The sequence below is a fragment of the Kribbella sp. NPDC056345 genome (genome assembly GCF_042262745.1).
Classification (GTDB): domain Bacteria; phylum Actinomycetota; class Actinomycetes; order Propionibacteriales; family Kribbellaceae; genus Kribbella.
In genome coordinates this window covers 119,700-135,650 of the sequence record NZ_JBHJQQ010000009.1, presented here as the reverse complement: position 1 = coordinate 135,650, position 15,951 = coordinate 119,700, and the positions used below count along the sequence as shown (strand labels likewise).

At 68.4% G+C, this 15,951-nt stretch carries 14 protein-coding genes; 5 read left to right on the top strand and 9 right to left on the bottom strand.

The features are described 5' to 3' along the window. Position 1: 1 nt before the first annotated feature. Positions 2–298, bottom strand: coding sequence for an Asp-tRNA(Asn)/Glu-tRNA(Gln) amidotransferase subunit GatC (gene gatC / locus ACFCV3_RS29620; RefSeq protein WP_376035370.1), 297 nt, complete (start codon positions 296–298; stop codon positions 2–4). A gap of 211 nt (positions 299–509) precedes the next feature. Here gatC and ACFCV3_RS29615 point away from each other — a divergent pair, with 211 nt between their 5' ends. Continuing rightward, on the top strand, positions 510–1,154 hold the full coding sequence (locus tag ACFCV3_RS29615) for an amino acid-binding protein (RefSeq protein WP_376035368.1): 645 nt from the start codon (positions 510–512) through the stop codon (positions 1,152–1,154). 24 nt (positions 1,155–1,178) lie between these two features. Here ACFCV3_RS29615 and ACFCV3_RS29610 read toward each other — a convergent pair whose 3' ends face one another. The 6 genes from ACFCV3_RS29610 to ACFCV3_RS29585 all read right to left on the bottom strand — a co-directional run bounded on the left by ACFCV3_RS29610 (position 1,179) and on the right by ACFCV3_RS29585 (position 8,418). Next, positions 1,179–1,403, bottom strand: a complete 225-nt coding sequence (locus ACFCV3_RS29610; protein WP_376035366.1) for a hypothetical protein — start codon at positions 1,401–1,403, stop codon at positions 1,179–1,181. Positions 1,404–1,422: 19 nt separating this feature from the next. Next, positions 1,423–2,862: a hypothetical protein gene (locus ACFCV3_RS29605; protein ID WP_376035365.1), complete on the bottom strand. Its 1,440-nt coding sequence runs from the start codon at positions 2,860–2,862 to the stop codon at positions 1,423–1,425. A gap of 95 nt (positions 2,863–2,957) precedes the next feature. Further along, complete coding sequence (gene ligA, locus ACFCV3_RS29600; protein WP_376035363.1) at positions 2,958–5,057, bottom strand: NAD-dependent DNA ligase LigA; 2,100 nt, start codon at positions 5,055–5,057, stop codon at positions 2,958–2,960. Between the two features lie 93 nt (positions 5,058–5,150). Further along, positions 5,151–6,128, bottom strand: a complete 978-nt coding sequence (locus tag ACFCV3_RS29595) for a methionine synthase vitamin-B12 independent (RefSeq protein WP_376035361.1) — start codon at positions 6,126–6,128, stop codon at positions 5,151–5,153. Continuing rightward, positions 6,125–7,216: a tRNA 2-thiouridine(34) synthase MnmA gene (gene mnmA, locus ACFCV3_RS29590; RefSeq protein ID WP_376035359.1), complete on the bottom strand. Its 1,092-nt coding sequence runs from the start codon at positions 7,214–7,216 to the stop codon at positions 6,125–6,127. The genes ACFCV3_RS29595 and mnmA overlap by 4 nt, the downstream gene beginning before the upstream one ends. Next, positions 7,216–8,418, bottom strand: coding sequence for a cysteine desulfurase family protein (locus ACFCV3_RS29585; RefSeq protein ID WP_376035357.1), 1,203 nt, complete (start codon positions 8,416–8,418; stop codon positions 7,216–7,218). The genes mnmA and ACFCV3_RS29585 overlap by 1 nt, the downstream gene beginning before the upstream one ends. Positions 8,419–8,600: 182 nt before the next feature. Here ACFCV3_RS29585 and ACFCV3_RS29580 point away from each other — a divergent pair, with 182 nt between their 5' ends. From ACFCV3_RS29580 to menC, 4 genes are read left to right on the top strand one after another with little or no spacing between them, the layout of a single operon-like run. Then, on the top strand, positions 8,601–11,894 hold the full coding sequence (locus ACFCV3_RS29580; protein ID WP_376035355.1) for a serine hydrolase: 3,294 nt from the start codon (positions 8,601–8,603) through the stop codon (positions 11,892–11,894). Further along, entirely contained in the window at positions 11,894–12,979 is a 1,086-nt protein-coding gene (locus ACFCV3_RS29575) for a M20 family metallopeptidase (RefSeq protein ID WP_376035353.1), read from the top strand. The genes ACFCV3_RS29580 and ACFCV3_RS29575 overlap by 1 nt, the downstream gene beginning before the upstream one ends. Then, positions 12,976–13,743 carry a GNAT family N-acetyltransferase gene (locus tag ACFCV3_RS29570; RefSeq protein WP_376035351.1) on the top strand — a complete coding sequence of 256 codons (768 nt, stop codon included), beginning with the start codon at positions 12,976–12,978 and terminating at the stop codon, positions 13,741–13,743. The genes ACFCV3_RS29575 and ACFCV3_RS29570 overlap by 4 nt, the downstream gene beginning before the upstream one ends. Then, positions 13,740–14,837, top strand: a complete 1,098-nt coding sequence (menC, locus tag ACFCV3_RS29565) for an o-succinylbenzoate synthase (RefSeq protein WP_376035349.1) — start codon at positions 13,740–13,742, stop codon at positions 14,835–14,837. The genes ACFCV3_RS29570 and menC overlap by 4 nt, the downstream gene beginning before the upstream one ends. On the opposite strand, the gene ACFCV3_RS29560 is transcribed toward menC, so the two are convergent. Beyond that, positions 14,806–15,162 (bottom strand): hypothetical protein, encoded by a 357-nt coding sequence (locus ACFCV3_RS29560; RefSeq protein WP_376035347.1) that lies wholly within the window; start codon positions 15,160–15,162, stop codon positions 14,806–14,808. The two genes, menC and ACFCV3_RS29560, sit on opposite strands and share 32 nt — an antisense overlap. Beyond that, positions 15,159–15,944 (bottom strand): MerR family transcriptional regulator, encoded by a 786-nt coding sequence (locus ACFCV3_RS29555; RefSeq protein WP_376035345.1) that lies wholly within the window; start codon positions 15,942–15,944, stop codon positions 15,159–15,161. Before ACFCV3_RS29555 ends, ACFCV3_RS29560 begins: the two co-directional genes overlap by 4 nt. Positions 15,945–15,951 lie beyond the last annotated feature (7 nt).

The following is a 15,951-nucleotide window of genomic DNA, read 5'->3' as shown; positions in this document are numbered from 1 at the left end:
CTCAGTCCTCCTCCAGGATCCGCGGCACCCGGAATCGCTGCGCCTCGGCTGCCGGGGCGCCGGACAGCGCCTGCTCCGGGGTGAGGCACGGGACGTTCTCGTCCTCGCGCATCACGTTCGTCAGCGGCAGGGCGTGCGAGGTCGGCGGAATGTCGTCCGCCGCGACCTGGCTGACCTGCCCGACCAGGGTGATGATCTGGTCGAGCTGTGGCGCGAGGTGATCGAGCTCGGAATCGCTGAGCTCGATCCGCGCCAGTCGCGCCAGGTGCGCAACCTCTTCGCGGGTAATCGATGGCATGAACCGATCCAATGTGTCTGCAGTTGCTGGAGATAACACACAAAGCCTTTGTGTGTTACCGGGGCCATCTTAGGGGGCAGCTGTGACAGGTTTATTTCCTCGTCCCCGTTGACGCTTCTCCGGGGCCCGGGCGTGTTGCGGGTTCCGCTCTGTAACATGGGCGGCGACAGGGCGTTACGCGCAAGGTGATCGGCTGGGAGATGATCGTTCGGTGTTCCTGCTGCGATTGATCATCCCGGACCGGCCCGGTTCGCTCGGCACGGTGGCCACCGCCCTCGGTGAGGTGAGTGCCGACATCCACGCGATCGAGATCGTCGAGCACCGCCGCGAGAACGGCACCGCGGTCGACGACATCGTGGTCGACCTGCCCCCCGGCGTCCTGCCGGACCGGCTGGTCTCGGCCTGTAACAGCGTGGAAGACGTCGAAGTGATCTGGTTCTCCCGGTACGGCGCCGGCGGCGGACTGCACATGGACCTCGAAGCCGTCGAGCAGATGACCTCCGCCCCGGCGGACGCGATCGACCTGCTGATCGAGCAGACCCCCGCCGTCCTGCACGCCGACTGGGCCGTGCTGCTGGACGGGACGGGTGCCGAGGTGAAGGTCGCGCTGGAGACCAGCGCCACTCCGGAGTTCGGTGACGTGGCGGCGGCCTGGCTGCCGCTGGAGAAGGCCACCACCCTGGACGCGCCGGACCACAAGGGACTGTCCGAGTCCGTGCTGGTCGCGGCGCCGCTGGAGTCCGACCGCCGGATCATCGTGGTCGGCCGCCGTGGCGGGCCGGAGTTCCTCGGCTCGGAGGTCGCTCGGCTGAGCTACCTCGCCTCACTCGCAGTCACCATTCGCGCCACTGCCTGAGCCTCTTGGGTCATCTACTCCCAGCTATCCCAGCTGGAAGTAGGTGAAGGTCCAGAGCCCCGCGAGCACGAGCAGCACCAGCACGCCGACCAGCGAGACGATCAGGATCGTCTGGCTGTTGCTGCCGCTGCGCTCCGGGAGGTCGAACTGGGTGGGGCCCCAAGGCCCACCCCCCTCGACCCGCTGGGCCGCCTCAGGCGGTGGGGCCACCACCGCCTGCTCGACCCGCTTCTCCCGGGGCAGCTTCATCAGATCTCCGCCGATCAGCTCAGACGTAGTACGACTCGGCATCGATGTTAATCGTCCGGGACAAGAACTCGTCCCGGTCGTTGTTCCTGACCTCGACCCGCCAGCCACCGATGTACGCCGCGGCCGGCTTGCCGTCGTTGTGCTTGCCGACGAATTCCTTCAGCGCCGCCGCGTCCGGGCCCTTGAGCGCGCCGAACGCGTCGCCCACGACCGTCGGCCAGGCAGCCTCCGCGGCGTCCTTGCGCCCGGAGACGCTGATCTCGAGCCGCTTCACGCCACCGCTGGAGGAGCCGTACCCGAAGATGCGCTGCGAACCGTAGTCGCCGACCTTCTTGGAGCACATCACCTTGCAGTCGTAGCCCTTCGCCGTCAGCGCGCTCTTCAGCTGCGCCTCCGTGGTCTGCCACGTCTTCTCCGGCACCTTCATCGACTCCTCACCGGACTTCCGCCCGGCCAGGGTCACGGAGCTGTCGTTGCTCAGCCGGAACTCGCCCCACGAGGTGCCGACCCGGTCCGACTTCTGACCGGTCTTCACCGCGTCCTGGATCTTCTTCACCTCGCTGCCACCGAAGGTGTCGTTGCCGAGCGCCTGCAGCGCGGCATCGAAGTTGACCGCGGCGTTGTTGCGGTTGTCGTCGTCGCGTGAGGTCAGCTCGACGCTGATGATCGACCCGTCCTTGGTGAACTGGAAGATCGCGTCGACCTGGGCCGGGCCTTCGTACTTGAAGCAGCCGCGGTGCGCACCGGCGTCGTTGTTGAACAGATCACTGCACTGGAAGCCGATGCCCTGGAGCTTCTGCGTCGCGCCCTCGGCCTGACCGGACGCGTTCCCGGTCTGTCCACCACCGTCGGTCGAGCTGGAGGTCGGGTTCGGGCCCGGGTCGGCGGTCTTGTTGTCGTCGCCGCCGAGGCCGCGCACGACCAGCACGATGATCAGGCCGATCAGCAGAATGCCGACCACGCCACCACCGATCACCAGCGGCATCTTGTCCTTGCCGAAACCGCCCGGACCGTTGGAACCACCGGAGCCCGCGCCCTGCTGCCACGGCTGCTGGCCGGGCTGGCCACCCTGCTGCTGGTGCCAGCCGCCCTGCTGGCTGCCCTGCTGTCCCCAGGCCTGCTGCTGGTAAGGCTTCTGCTCGCCCTGCGGCGTGCGCTGGCCCCAGCCCTGGGCAGGCTGTTCCTGCTCAGGCTGACCCTGCTGCGCGGGCTGCTCCGGCTGACCGGGCTGCGGCCGGCCAGGCTGCTGTCCCCATCCGCCACCACCCTGCTGCGGAGGCTGGCCCTGCTGCGGCTGCTGCGGGTTCTGCGGTTGCTGCGGGTTCTGCCCCCAACCGCCACCACCCTGGGCAGGAGGCTGTTGACCCCAGCCACCCTGACCTCCTTGGCCCCCCTGCTGCCCGCCCGGCTGGCCCCCCGGCTGCCCGGAACCCCACGGTCCCTGTGGCGGCGTCGTCATATTCGCTCCTTTGACCCATGCATGGACGTGCAAAACTAACAGTCCGACGGCTCAGCTCTCGCGCCGGATCCCGTGATTCGGAAGCTTGTTCAGAACTAGCCTGGTTCCGGGGTGCTCGCGACCGCCGCCGCAGCCTCGGCGCCTTCCTCCAGCAGCACCCGGAATCCGGCCGCGTCCAGGATCGGTACGCCGAGCTGAACCGCCTTGTCGTACTTCGATCCCGGCGAATCGCCGACCACGACGAACGACGTCTTCTTCGACACCGACCCGGCCACCTTGCCACCACGGGACACGATCGCCTCGGTCGCCTCGTCGCGGCTGAACCCCTCGACCGTCCCGGTGACCACGACCGACAGACCGGTCAGCGTCTGCTCGACGGTCGGCCCGGTCCGCTCCTGCCGCATCACGACGCCCGCGGCCTTCCATTTGTCCACGATCGCCTGGTGCCAGTCCACCGCGAACCACTCGATCACCGCGTGGGCGATGGTCGGCCCGACCCCCTCGATCTCGGCCAGCTCCGCCTCGCTCGCGGCCCGGACACCGTCGATGTCGTCGTACACCGCGGCCAGCGCCTGAGCGGCGGTCGGGCCGACGTGCCGGATCGACAGCGCGACCAGCCCCCGGGCCAGTGGCTGGGTTTTGGCCTGTTCGAGATTCGTCAGCAGCTTCTGTGCGTTCGCGGAGAGTGCGCCGGCCTTGGTGGTGAAGAAGGAGCTGCGGACAAGCTCGTCCGCGGTCAACGTGAAGAGGTCACCCTCGTCGACGATGAGGTCGTCGCCGATCAGCGCGTCGGCCGCCTTGAAGCCGAGCACCTCGATGTCGAACGCGGCCCTTCCGGCCAGGTGGAACAGCCGCTCCCGCAGCTGCGCCGGGCACGATCGCGAGTTGGGGCAACGGATGTCGATGTCGCCCTCCTTCATCGGCCGCAGCTCGGTCCCACACGACGGGCAGGTGGTCGGCATCACCCAGGGCTCGGCGTCGTCCGGGCGCAGCTCGATCACCGGTCCGAGGATCTCGGGGATCACGTCGCCGGCCTTCCGCAGCACCACGGTGTCGCCCGGTACGACGCCCTTCCGCTCGACCTCCTTGGCGTTGTGCAGGGTCGCGAACTCCACCGTCGACCCGGCCACGCGGACCGGCTCCATGACGCCGTACGGCGTGACGCGGCCGGTGCGGCCGACGTTCACCTCGATGCGCAGCAGCTTGGTGGTGACCTCCTCGGGCGGGTACTTGTACGCGATCGCCCAGCGCGGTGCGCTCGAGGTCGACCCGAGCGCCCGTTGCAGGTCGATCTCGTCGACCTTCACCACGACCCCGTCGATCTCGTGGTCGACCGAGTGCCGGTTCTCGCCGTAGTACGCGATGAACTCATTGACCTCGGCCAGCGTCTCGACCCGGCGGGCGCGATCGCTGACCGGCAGCCCCCACGCCTTCAACTGCTCGTACGCCGAGGAGAGCCGCCCGAGCCGGTAGCCCTCGACCTTGCCCAGGCCGTGCACGACGAACCGCAGCGGCCGGCTGGCCGACACCCGCGGATCCTTCTGCCGCAGTGACCCGGCCGCGCTGTTGCGCGGGTTGGAGAAGACATCCTTGCCGGCCTCGGCCAGCTGCGCGTTCAGCTCGGTGAAGTCCTCGACCCGGAAGTAGACCTCGCCACGAACCTCCAGGAACGCCGGGACGTCGTCACCCTGCAACTGCTCCGGGATGCTCGTGATCGTCCGCACGTTCGGCGTGACGTCCTCACCGGTCCGCCCGTCACCGCGGGTGCCGCCGCTGACCAGCCGGCCGTGCTCGTAGACCAGATCGAGGGCGAGCCCGTCGACCTTCAGCTCGCAGAGGAACCCCGAGTCGTGGATCTGCTGGACGGTCACCTCACGCTCGAGCCGCTTCGCCCAGGCCTCCATCTGCTCGGCCGAGAACGCGTTGCCCAGACTCTCCATCCGCATCGGATGCCGGATCGGCGCGAACAACGTCGAGATCGGCGCCCCGACCTTCTGCGTCGGCGAGTCCGGCGTCCGGAGCTCGGTGTACTGCTCCTCGATCGCCTGCAGCTCGTGCATCAGCGCATCGAAGTCCGCATCGGAGATGACCGAGCTGCCCAGGTAGTACCTCGCCCGGTGGTCCTCGATCTCCTTGCTCAACGCAGCATGCCGCTCCAACACCTCAGCCGGCGCCCCCGCAATCTCCTCGCTCATAACCAAAACCTACCGCCGCCCACCGACAACACCCCTCGTCCCCACTCCCCATTTGATGGGTCCACCCACCAAATGGGGCAGGGCCAGCCGGGGTCAGGCGTTGGCGGCTTCGCCTACTGCGTCGACTATTTTGCGGAGGAGGGCTAGGCGGGCCCGAGCGTCTTGGGGGGATGGAGAGGCTGCTAGGCCGCAGGCGGGGGTGATTACTACCTTTTTCATGAGTTCCGGGTCTAGGCCTAGTTCGCGCCAGCGGCGGATCAAGGGGGCTGCGGCCTGCTCCTGGTTCGGGAGGGGGCCGGTGGTTGGGACCAGGCCGGCGTAGATCGTCGAGCCGGCCTCGACGGCGATGCCGAGCTGCTCCCAGCCGGGTGAATTGAGGAGCGAGATGTCGACGGCGATCCCGGTGGCACCGGACTTGGTGAAAACCTCGATCGGCGGCCGGGCCGCGCAGCAGTGCACCACGGTGGGCGCTGCGCTGGTGAAGAGGCTCAGCAGCTCGACAGCACCCGGACCGTCGATGGACCTGTGCTTCCCCCAACCAGATGCGGTCGGGATGGCTCCAGCCAGTACGGCGGGTAGCGCCGGCTCGTCCACCTGCAGTACGACGTCCGCACCGGGCCGGCGTTTGCGAATCTCAGCCAGATGCAGCTCAACGCCGTACGCCAACGCCTGTGCGAGATCACGCCGTGCACCGTGGTCGGCCAGCACCTTGTCACCGCGCGGTCGCTCCACTGTCGCGGCCAGCGTCCACGGACCGGTGACCTGAACCTTCAGCGGACCCACGTAGCCGTCCGCGTACTCCTCCAGCACGTCCAGGTCTTCCCGCAGCAGTGCACGCGCCCTGCGCTGGTCCAGACTCGCAGTCGCGTCACCTCCCCCGGTCAGCCGCCACCCGGCCGGCTGCAGGTCCGCAGCGAGCTCAGTCACCAGAGCGATCGCCCGGCTCAGCATGTCGCCGTACGGGCGTGCCGGGAGCTCTGGCAAAAACGGGATGTCGACCGCTTCGAGCAGGACCTTGGTCCACTCGCGTATGTCGTCGCCCGGCAGCGAACCGAGGCCCGTCGTGGTCACGCGTGCTGGGCCGCGACGCGGTTGACCGTGTCGATGGTGGCGGAGCCGATGACGCGGGTGCCGTCGTACAGGACCACTGCCTGGCCGGGGGCCACTGCGGAGGCCGGCTCGGTGAAGTCGACCAGGACCTGGTCTCCTTCAAGACGCGCGGTCACTGCGATCTCCTCGCCGTGGGCACGCAGCTGCGCGGTCACCTGCAGCTCGGACGTCGGCATCGGGCCGCACCAGCGCGGCTTCGACGCGGTCAACCCAGTCACTGCGAGCTCTTCACGTGAACCCACCGTGACCGTGCGGTCCACCGGGCTGATGTCGAGAACGAACCGCGGCTTGCCGTCCGCGGCCGGCGTACCGATCCGGAGACCCTTGCGCTGGCCGACGGTGAATCCGTGCGTGCCGCTGTGGTCGCCGAGCTTGTTGCCCTGCGCGTCGACGATGTCCCCCGGCGCCTCCCCCAGGTGCTTGCTGAGGAAGCCCGCGGTGTTGCCGTCGGCAATGAAGCAGATGTCGTGACTGTCCGGCTTGTCCGCCACCGCCAACCCGCGGCGGGTGGCCTCCTCGCGGATCTCGGTCTTGACCGTGTCACCGAGTGGGAAGAACGCATGGGCCAGCTGCTGCTGAGTGAGCACGCCCAGCACGTAGGACTGGTCCTTGGCCGGGTCCACGGCGCGGTGCAGCTCACGACCGTCCGGAGTATCGACGATGCGCGCGTAGTGGCCGGTCACCACCGCGTCGAAGTCCAGTGCGAGCGCCCGCTCCAGGACAGCGCTGAACTTGACCTTCTCGTTGCAGCGCAGACAGGGGTTCGGTGTGCGGCCGGCGGCGTACTCGGCGACGAAGTCCTCGACCACGTCGGCGTGGAACCGCTCGGCCAGGTCCCAGACGTAGAAGGGGATACCGATCACGTCCGCGGCACGGCGTGCGTCCCGGGAGTCCTCGATGGTGCAGCACCCCCGCGCACCGGTCCGGTACGACTGCGGGTTGCGGCTCAGTGCCAGGTGCACTCCGACGACGTCGTGCCCGGCTTCGGCCATCCGCGCCGCCGCGACGGCGGAGTCCACTCCGCCGGACATGGCTGCGAGTACCCGCATCAGGTGTTCCTTCCCACGTTCTGCAGACCGGCGGACTGCGCCCGCTCCACTACCGGTCCGATGTTCTCCAGTACGGCGTCGATGTCGGCCTGACTCGACGTGTGTCCCAAGGTGAAGCGCAGCGACCCGCGCGCACGCTGGTCGTCGTACCCCATCGCCAGCAGCACGTGGCTCGGCTCCGCGACCCCGGCGTTGCAGGCGGAACCGGTGGAGACCTCGATCCCGCGGGCGTCGAGCAACAACAACAGCGAGTCGCCCTCACAGCCGCTGAACGACAAGTGTGCGTTACCTGGCAAGCGACCGACGGGGTCACCCGACAGTTGCGCGCCGTCGACAGTCTCCAGGACGCCCTTGATCAGCGTGTCCCGCAGCCCGGTCAACCGGGCGGACTCCAGCGGCTGGTCCTTGATCGAGTGCTCCACGGCGACTGCGAACCCGGCGATGGCCGGCGCATCCAGCGTGCCGGAGCGTACGTCGCGTTCCTGGCCGCCACCGTGCTGCACAGGGGTCAGCTTGGTCTCCTTGTGCACCACCAGCGCGCCCACGCCGTACGGGCCGCCCAGCTTGTGCGCGGAGACGGTCAGTGCGTCGACACCCAGCGCAGCGAAGTCCACCGGCACCTGCCCGATCGCCTGGACGGCGTCGGTGTGCACGGGGATGCCCCACTCCGCGGCCAGCGCCGCGACCTCCTGGATGGGCTGGAGCGTGCCGACCTCGTTGTTGGCCATCATCACCGTGACGAAGGACACCGTCTCCGGCGCGGACTCGATAGCCCGCCGTACGTCGTCCGGCCGGACCCGGCCGAGGTCGTCGACCGGCAGCCACTCGATCTGCGCACCCTCGTGCTCAGCCAGCCAGACCGCTGGGTCCAGGACGGCGTGGTGCTCGATCCCGCTCAGCAGGATCCGGCGGCGGCGCGGGTCCTCGGCCAGGCGTGCCCACCACAGTCCCTTGAGGGCCAGGTTGTCCGCCTCGGTCCCGCCGGAGGTGAAGACCACCTCGCTCGGCTGCGCCCCCAGTGCGGCAGCGATCGTCTCCCGCGACTCCTCGACCGTACGGCGGGCCGCCCGGCCGGCGCCGTGCAGCGACGATGCGTTCCCGGTGCGCCCCAGGTGCGCAGCCATCGCCTCGATTGCCGCGGGCAGCATCGGAGTCGTCGCAGCGTGATCGAGGTAGACCGCACGAGGGCGCAAAGAGGTCATAACACTCTCAAGGGTAAGTCCTGCCGGGATGTTCCCGATCCGCCGGACGGATCGAGCCTCAGCGGGACTGTTCGTCAGCCTGGACCAATCACGCCCGATCACTTGTCGAATCCGACAGGTGCAGGCCGTGGTGCTGCCACCTAGCATCGGCTGAGGCAGCTGCCGCATCTGAGGAGGACTTCGTGACCCGACGTCTGCGCATCGACGACCTGGCCGAGCTCGCCGTCCCGGAGGAGCCCGCGCTGTCACCCGACGGCAGCCAGATCGCGTACGTCCTGCGGACCACCGACCTGAAGGCCGACCGCGACCTGCGGAACCTCTGGCGGGTCCCAGCGGCAGGTGGCGAGCCACGGCAGCTGACGCGATCCGACGGCGACAGATCGCCGGTCTGGTCACCGGATGGCAGCAAGCTGGCGTTCCTGCGGGCAAAGGACGGGCCGGCCCAACTGTGGGTGCTCCCCAGCGACGGCGGTGAGCCTGAGCAGCTCACAACACTCCCGCTGGGCGCTGGTGCACCGAAGTGGAGTCCGGACGGCACGCGGATCGCCTTCAGCGCACCAGTCGACACCGCTCCGGTCGAAGGCGGCGGCGAGGACGCACCGATCGTCACGGACCGGTTGGACTACCAGTCCGACGGCGCCGGCTGGCTGAAGACTGTCCGCAAGCACATCCACGTGCTGGAGGTCGCCTCGAAGCAGCTCCGACAGGCCACTGAGGGTGACTGGCATGCCGGAGACCCCGCCTGGTCACCTGACGGTACGAAGCTGGCATTCGGGGCAGCTACTGCGCCAGATGCGGATCTGACCGCGAAAGCACCGGCGTACGTGCTGGACGCGTCCGATGCGAAGGCCACGCCCCGCCTGGTCGGTCTGGCGGATGGACAGGTAGAGGCGTCCAGCTGGACGGCTGATGGCGAGTCCCTGCTGCTGGTCGGCAACCTGCACGGGCCGGTGGGACACAGTCGCCTACTGCGGCTCGAATTAGCCTCCGGCAGAGTGACTGAGCTGGCGGAGTCCTTCGACCGCAACGTGATGGTCGGTGGACCGGCGTACCCGGGCGGTCCGCCGGTTCTGGCCGACGAGGGCAACACCGTCCTGTTCTGCGCCCGCGAACGCGGCTGCACCCACCTGTACGCCGTACCGGTCGCTGGTGGCTCCCCCACCCGAGTCCTCGGCGAGGCGGGTCACAACATCTCCGGTCTCAGCGTGGCAGGCGGAGTCGCGACCACCATGCTGACCACCGAGACGTCGTACGGCGAAGTCATCGCCATCGACCTGGAATCCGGGGCGAGCAGCACACGGACGTCGTACGGCGAGAAGCTCAAGGAGGTGGAGCACTTCCGTCGGGTCGAGCGCGAGTTCACCATCTCGGACGGGACTGTGGTCGCGGCCTGGCTGATCCGCGACCCTGCAGCGACAGGAGCGCAGCCGCTGCTCCTGGACATCCATGGCGGTCCGCACGGCGCCTGGAGCGCTGGAGCCGATGAGGTGCACGGCTACCACCAGGAGCTGGTCGCTCGCGGCTGGAGTGTGCTGCTGGTGAACCCACGCGGCAGTGACGGGTACGGCGAGGAGTTCTTCACCGGCGTGATCAACGGGTGGGGGACGTCCGACGGCAAGGACTTCCTCGAGCCGATCGACCAATTGGTTGCCGAAGGCATCGCTGATCCGGATCGCCTCGCAGTCGCCGGCTACAGCTACGGCGGCTTCATGACGTGCTACCTGACCAGCCGGGACAACAGGTTCGCGGCGGCTGTCACCGGTGGAGTCATCAGCGACCTGACCAGCATGACGGGCACCTCTGACCTCGGGCACTACCTGACGGCCTTCGAGCTGGCCGGTGGCGACCTGGCCGCGATGTCACCGATGACCCAGATCGATCAGGTCCAGACGCCGACCCTGATCATCCATGGCGACGCCGACCGCCGCTGTCCGCTCGGGCAGGCGCAGCAATGGCACACCGCACTGCGGGAACGCGGTGTGCCCGCCCAGCTGGTCCTCTACCCGGAAGCGGATCACCTCTTCATCCTGCAGGGCAAGCCATCGCACCGCCTCGACTTCAACCGCCGAGTGCTCGAGTGGGTCGAGCAGTACGCCGGTAGTGCGACCGGACCGCGCCGTCCGCGAATCGATGCGGCGCACTGGCAACGCAGACTGACCACGCTGGCAGCCAAGCACGGCGTGACTGGTGCAACGCTCGGGATCCTGCGCGGGGACGAGCTGGTGCAGGCCGCGACCGGCGTGCTGAACATCAAGACCGGTGTTGAGGTCACTACGGACTCGCTGTTCCAGATCGGCTCGATCACCAAGGTCTGGACGACCACTCTGGTGATGCAGCTCGTCGAGGAGGGACTACTCGACCTGGACGCCCCACTGGTCGCCGTACTGCCCGAACTGCAGTTGAGTGATCCGGATGTCGCCAAGCAGGTCACCATGCGGCACCTGCTCACGCACACGAGTGGCATCGACGGCGATGTGTTCGACGACACCGGACGTGGTGACGACTGTCTGGAGAAGTACGTCGAGCTGCTGGCGAACGTCAGTCAGAACCACCCGCTCGGGGCAACCTGGTCCTACTGCAACTCCGGCTTCTCTCTGGCCGGACGGGTGATCGAGAAGCTCACCGGCAAGACCTGGGACCAGGTACTGCGGGAGCGCATCATCGCGCCGCTAGAGCTGGAGCACACGGTCACGCTGCCCGAGGAGGCTCTGCTGCACCGCGCCGCGGTCGGACACGTCAAGCCGGACCAGCTGGCTCCGATCTGGAGTCTGCAGCGTTCCGCGGGACCAGCAGGGCTCATCTCGTCGACAGTCGCCGACGTGCTGGCCTTTGCCAGACTGCATCTGAACGGCGGGCTCGCTCCGAACGGTCAGCGACCGCTCTCCGAGGCAGCGGTCGCCGAGATGGCCGCGAAGCAGGCAGATGTACCCGCCAAGTCGGTCGACTCGTGGGGACTCGGCTGGATGCGGTGTACGTGGGACGGGCAGCTGGTGCTCGGCCATGACGGCGGCACGATCGGCCAGGCGGCGTTCCTTCGGATGCTGCCCGCCGAGGGCCTGGCGATCACGCTGCTGACCAACGGCGGCGGCGCCGGAGATCTGTACGACGACCTGTTTCGCGAGATCTTCGACCAGTTGGCCGATCTCACGATGCCGACGCCTCTGTCACCGCCGACGACTCCGCCCACTGTCGACCTGAAGCGGCATACCGGACGCTATGAGCGCGCCGGCATGACGCACGAGGTACTGGTCCGCGATGGGGAAGCAGTCCTGCGCAGCACTGTCACCGGACCGCTTGCTGCTTTGGTGCCTGAGGTGACGCAGGAGCGCGCTCTGATCGCAGTCGACGACAGTGGGGACCAGTTCGCGATCCAGTCGGACGGTGAGCTGAAGTGGCGTGCCGTGACGTTCTACTCACTGCCGGGCGGCGAGAAGTACCTGCACCTCGAAGCCCGCGCGACGCCGAAGGTGGACTGATGGAGCTGCTCGCGGATATCGAGACCCTGGTGACCTGCGAGTCGCCGTCGGCGGACAAGGTCGCGGTTGCGACCAGTGCGGATGTCGTTGCCCAGCTGGGAACCGAGCGACTCGGCAAAGCACCGGAGTACGTCGTCATCGACGGCTGGACGCACCTGCGCTGGAAGTTCGGCGACGGGCCGACACAGGTACTCGTCGTCGGTCACCACGACACTGTCTGGCCGTTGGGCTCGCTGGCGACCCACCCGTTCCAGATCGAGAACGGCATCATGCGCGGACCGGGCTGCTTCGACATGAAGACCGGTGTGGTGATGGCGTTCCACGCCATCGCCGCACTCCCCGATCCCAGCGGCATCACTCTGCTGGTGACCGGTGACGAGGAGCTGGGGTCACCGTCGTCCCGGGCGCTGATCGAGGCCGAGGCGGCCGGTTGTGTGGCCGCACTCGTGCTGGAGGCATCGGCGGACGGCGCACTCAAGCTGGAACGCAAGGGCGTCTCCAACTACGAGCTCCGGATCACCGGCCGCGCCTCTCACGCCGGACTGGAGCCAGAGCTCGGTGTGAACGCCAGCATCGAGGCAGCACACCAGATCCTCGCCATCAACGAGCTAGGCGACCCAACACTGGGTACGACGGTCACACCGACCAAGCTGGTGTCCGGTACGACGCGCAACACCGTCCCAGCCGCCGCCAGCTTCCTGGTGGACGCCCGCGCCCGGACCGTCGCGGAGCAGCTCCGGGTAGACGAGGCGATGCGCGCACTCCGACCCGTCCTCCCCGAAGCAGTACTGGAGCTCATCGGCGGCCCCAACCGACCGCCGTTCGAGCGGAAGATGGCTGAGGACCTGTACGAGCGGGCGTCGCGGCTGGCGGCCGAACTCGGGCAGCCGCCCCTGCGCGCGGTTTCGGTCGGCGGTGCGTCCGACGGCAATTTCACCGCCGGCATCGGTACGCCGACTCTCGACGGGCTCGGTGCGGTCGGCGGCGGCGCCCATGCGGACAGCGAGCACGTCATCGTCGACGAGATCGCCCCACGGACCGCATTGCTCACGGCGCTCATCGCCGACCTGCTGGGGCGGCGATGACCATCCAGGTCCGCGAGCTGACCGAACTCGCCGATCTGGAAGCGGTGTACCGGCTGTTCGACAGCATCTGGCGGCCGGACCCGCACAATCCGCCCGTCACCACTGAGCTGCTGCGCGCCATGTCCAATGCAGGCAACTACGTGAGCGGTGCGTACGACGGCACCGAGCTGGTCGGCGCGTGTTTCGGATTCTTCGGTGCGCCGTCGGAGCGGACTCTGCACAGTCATGTGGCCGGTGTGTCCCGGCAGGCGCGCAGTCGGAACGTCGGGTTCGCCCTCAAGCTGCACCAGCGGGACTGGGCGCTCCAGCGCGGTCTCACCGCGATCGAGTGGACATTCGATCCGCTGATCCGTCGCAACGCGTACTTCAACCTGGTGAAGCTCGGTGCGCGGCCGAAGGAGTACCTGACCAACTTCTACGGTCAGATGCGCGACGAGATCAACGGCGAGGACGAGAGCGACCGGCTGCTGGTGCGCTGGCAGATCGACGAGCCGGTCGGTGGTGCCGAGTCATCGGCGACAGCCATCGCGCTGGATCGCGGGAGCGACGGTCGGCCGATCCGCACCGAGTTGCCGACGGCCGGGCCGGTGGCGATCGCCGTACCGGGTGATGTGGAGAGCTTGCGGGCAACAGACTTCGCTGCGGCTCAGGAGTGGCGGCTGGCGGTGCGTGAGGTGCTCGGTGGCTTGCTGGCTGACGGTGCGCGAGTCACCGGCTTCGATCGGACCGGATGGTACGTAGTCGAACGAGAGGGAGTGGCATGAAGCTGACCGGAGTCGAACTGCGACGGGTGTCGCTACCGCTGGTGTCACCGTTCCGGACGTCGTTCGGGACCGAGGTCACGCGGGACGCGCTGCTGGTCCGGGCGGTCGGCACTGAGGCCGAGGGCTGGGGCGAGTGCGTCGCCATGGCCGGACCGCTGTACTCGGAGGAGTACGTCGACGGCGCGATCGACGTACTGCGCAGGTACCTCGTGCCCGCAGTGGCCAACGTCTCGGAAGCCACCCAGGTCGCGCCGGCGCTGGCGAAGTTCCACGGGCACCGGATGGCGAAGGCTGCTCTGGAGACCGCCGTACTGGATGCCGAGCTGCGGACCGAGAGCCGGTCGCTGGCGCGCGAACTGGGCGCAGTGCACGACCGCGTGCCGTGTGGGGTATCGGTCGGCATCATGGACTCCATTGATCAACTGTTGACTGCAGTGGATCAATACATTGACGAGGGCTATCTCCGGATCAAGTTGAAGATCGAGCCCGGCTGGGACCTCAAGCCGGTGGCCGCGGTCCGGGAGCGGTACGGCGACATCCTGCTGCAGGTCGACGCCAACACGGCGTACGGCGTCTCGGATGCCCGGCACCTGGCCCAGCTCGATGCCTTCGACCTGCTGCTGATCGAGCAGCCGCTCGACGAGGAGGACATCCTCGGGCACGCGGAGCTGGCCCGGCAGGTCAAGACGCCGATCTGCCTGGACGAGTCGATCACGTCGGCCCGCGCGGCCGCTGCGGCCATCAGCCTGGGCGCGTGCTCGATCATCAACGTCAAGCCCGGCCGGGTCGGCGGTTACCTGGAGTCCCGCCGGATCCATGACGTCTGCGTGGCGAACGGCATCCCGGTCTGGTGCGGCGGCATGCTCGAAACCGGGCTCGGCCGCGCCGCGAACGTGGCACTGGCCGCGCTGCCCGGCTTCACGCTGCCCGGTGACACCTCCGCGTCGTCGCGCTACTACCAGACCGACATCACCGCGCCGTTCACCCTGGCGGACGGCCACCTCACCGTACCGACCGGCCCAGGCATCGGTGTCGACCCGCTGCCCGACCAGTTGGCGGAGTTCACCACCTCCACCGAATGGCTACCCCTGTAGGAAGTCCCTCAAGCTGTCGGTTGGGCAGCGTAGTTGTCGACCAATAGTTGACCGGCGGGCCGCTGACGGCCCAGCTCTGGTAGGTCAGTAGTCCGGCGTCGATCGCGGCGGCCAGGTGCTTTCGGGCGGTCTCAGCGGCCTGGTCGATGCGCACGGCGTCCAGCAGGTCGACCGTCAGCGTCTCGGTGCCGGTCTTGATCGCCCGGTAGCAGCCTCGGCCGATCAGCGACATGAGCGAGGCGAAGTGCCCGCTGCTGCGCGCGAACAGGTAGTCCGACAGGTCCTCGCTGAGCATGCTGCGGCGGCCGGTTCGCTTCGCGGTCAACGGGGGTCGGACCTCGGGATGCGGACGCCGGCGGCGCGGAGTCTGGACTCGAAGAGCGCGGACAGTCGTGCCATGGCCGGTGTCGGCTTGTCACCGTGGCGGGCGATCATCGCGTACCGGGGCGCGGTGTCGGTCCGTGCCTGCATGCTGGTGACGGTCTTGAGCAGTGCAGGGTCGGCCAGGTAGTGGTCGGCCGCATCGGCGGCGAGACGGTCGATGCGGGGGTCGTCCGCCTCCCAGGTCGCGGCTTCGGCGATGCGCCTGGTCAGGGCGATGAGCCTGGTGTCTTGCAGGGCATGCTCGAACTGGGCGAGGTAGTCGTCGAAGTCTTCGGGGACCAGGGCTCGCGCCAGCACCCAGCCCTCCCTGGTGGCCGCGACCTCGTCCTCGGAGTATCCGAGGCCGAGCATCCGCTCCAGCAGGGCCATGGCGCGGTCGGGCAGCAGCGCCCGGTCGCCGTCGGCGAGGCGGTGCAGCATGGCGCGCCGCGCGGTCAGCTCCGCGATGTGTTCGTCGAGCTGTCGTTCGACCTGGACGAGCGCGGAGGCGAACAGCGCGGAGTCGGCGTCGAGCAGGGGTCCGATCTCGGCCAGCGGTACCCCGGCCGCGGCCAGGGTCCGGACTTGCACCAGCCTGAGCAGGTCGTCCGATCCGTACCGCCGGTATCCGGAGCCGTCGCGTCGGGGTTCGGTGACCAGGCCGAGCTTGTGGTAGTGCCGCACCGTCTTGATCGTGATGCCGACGAACGCGGCCGCCTGGCCGATCGTGACTCCGTTGTGCATCTGCTCA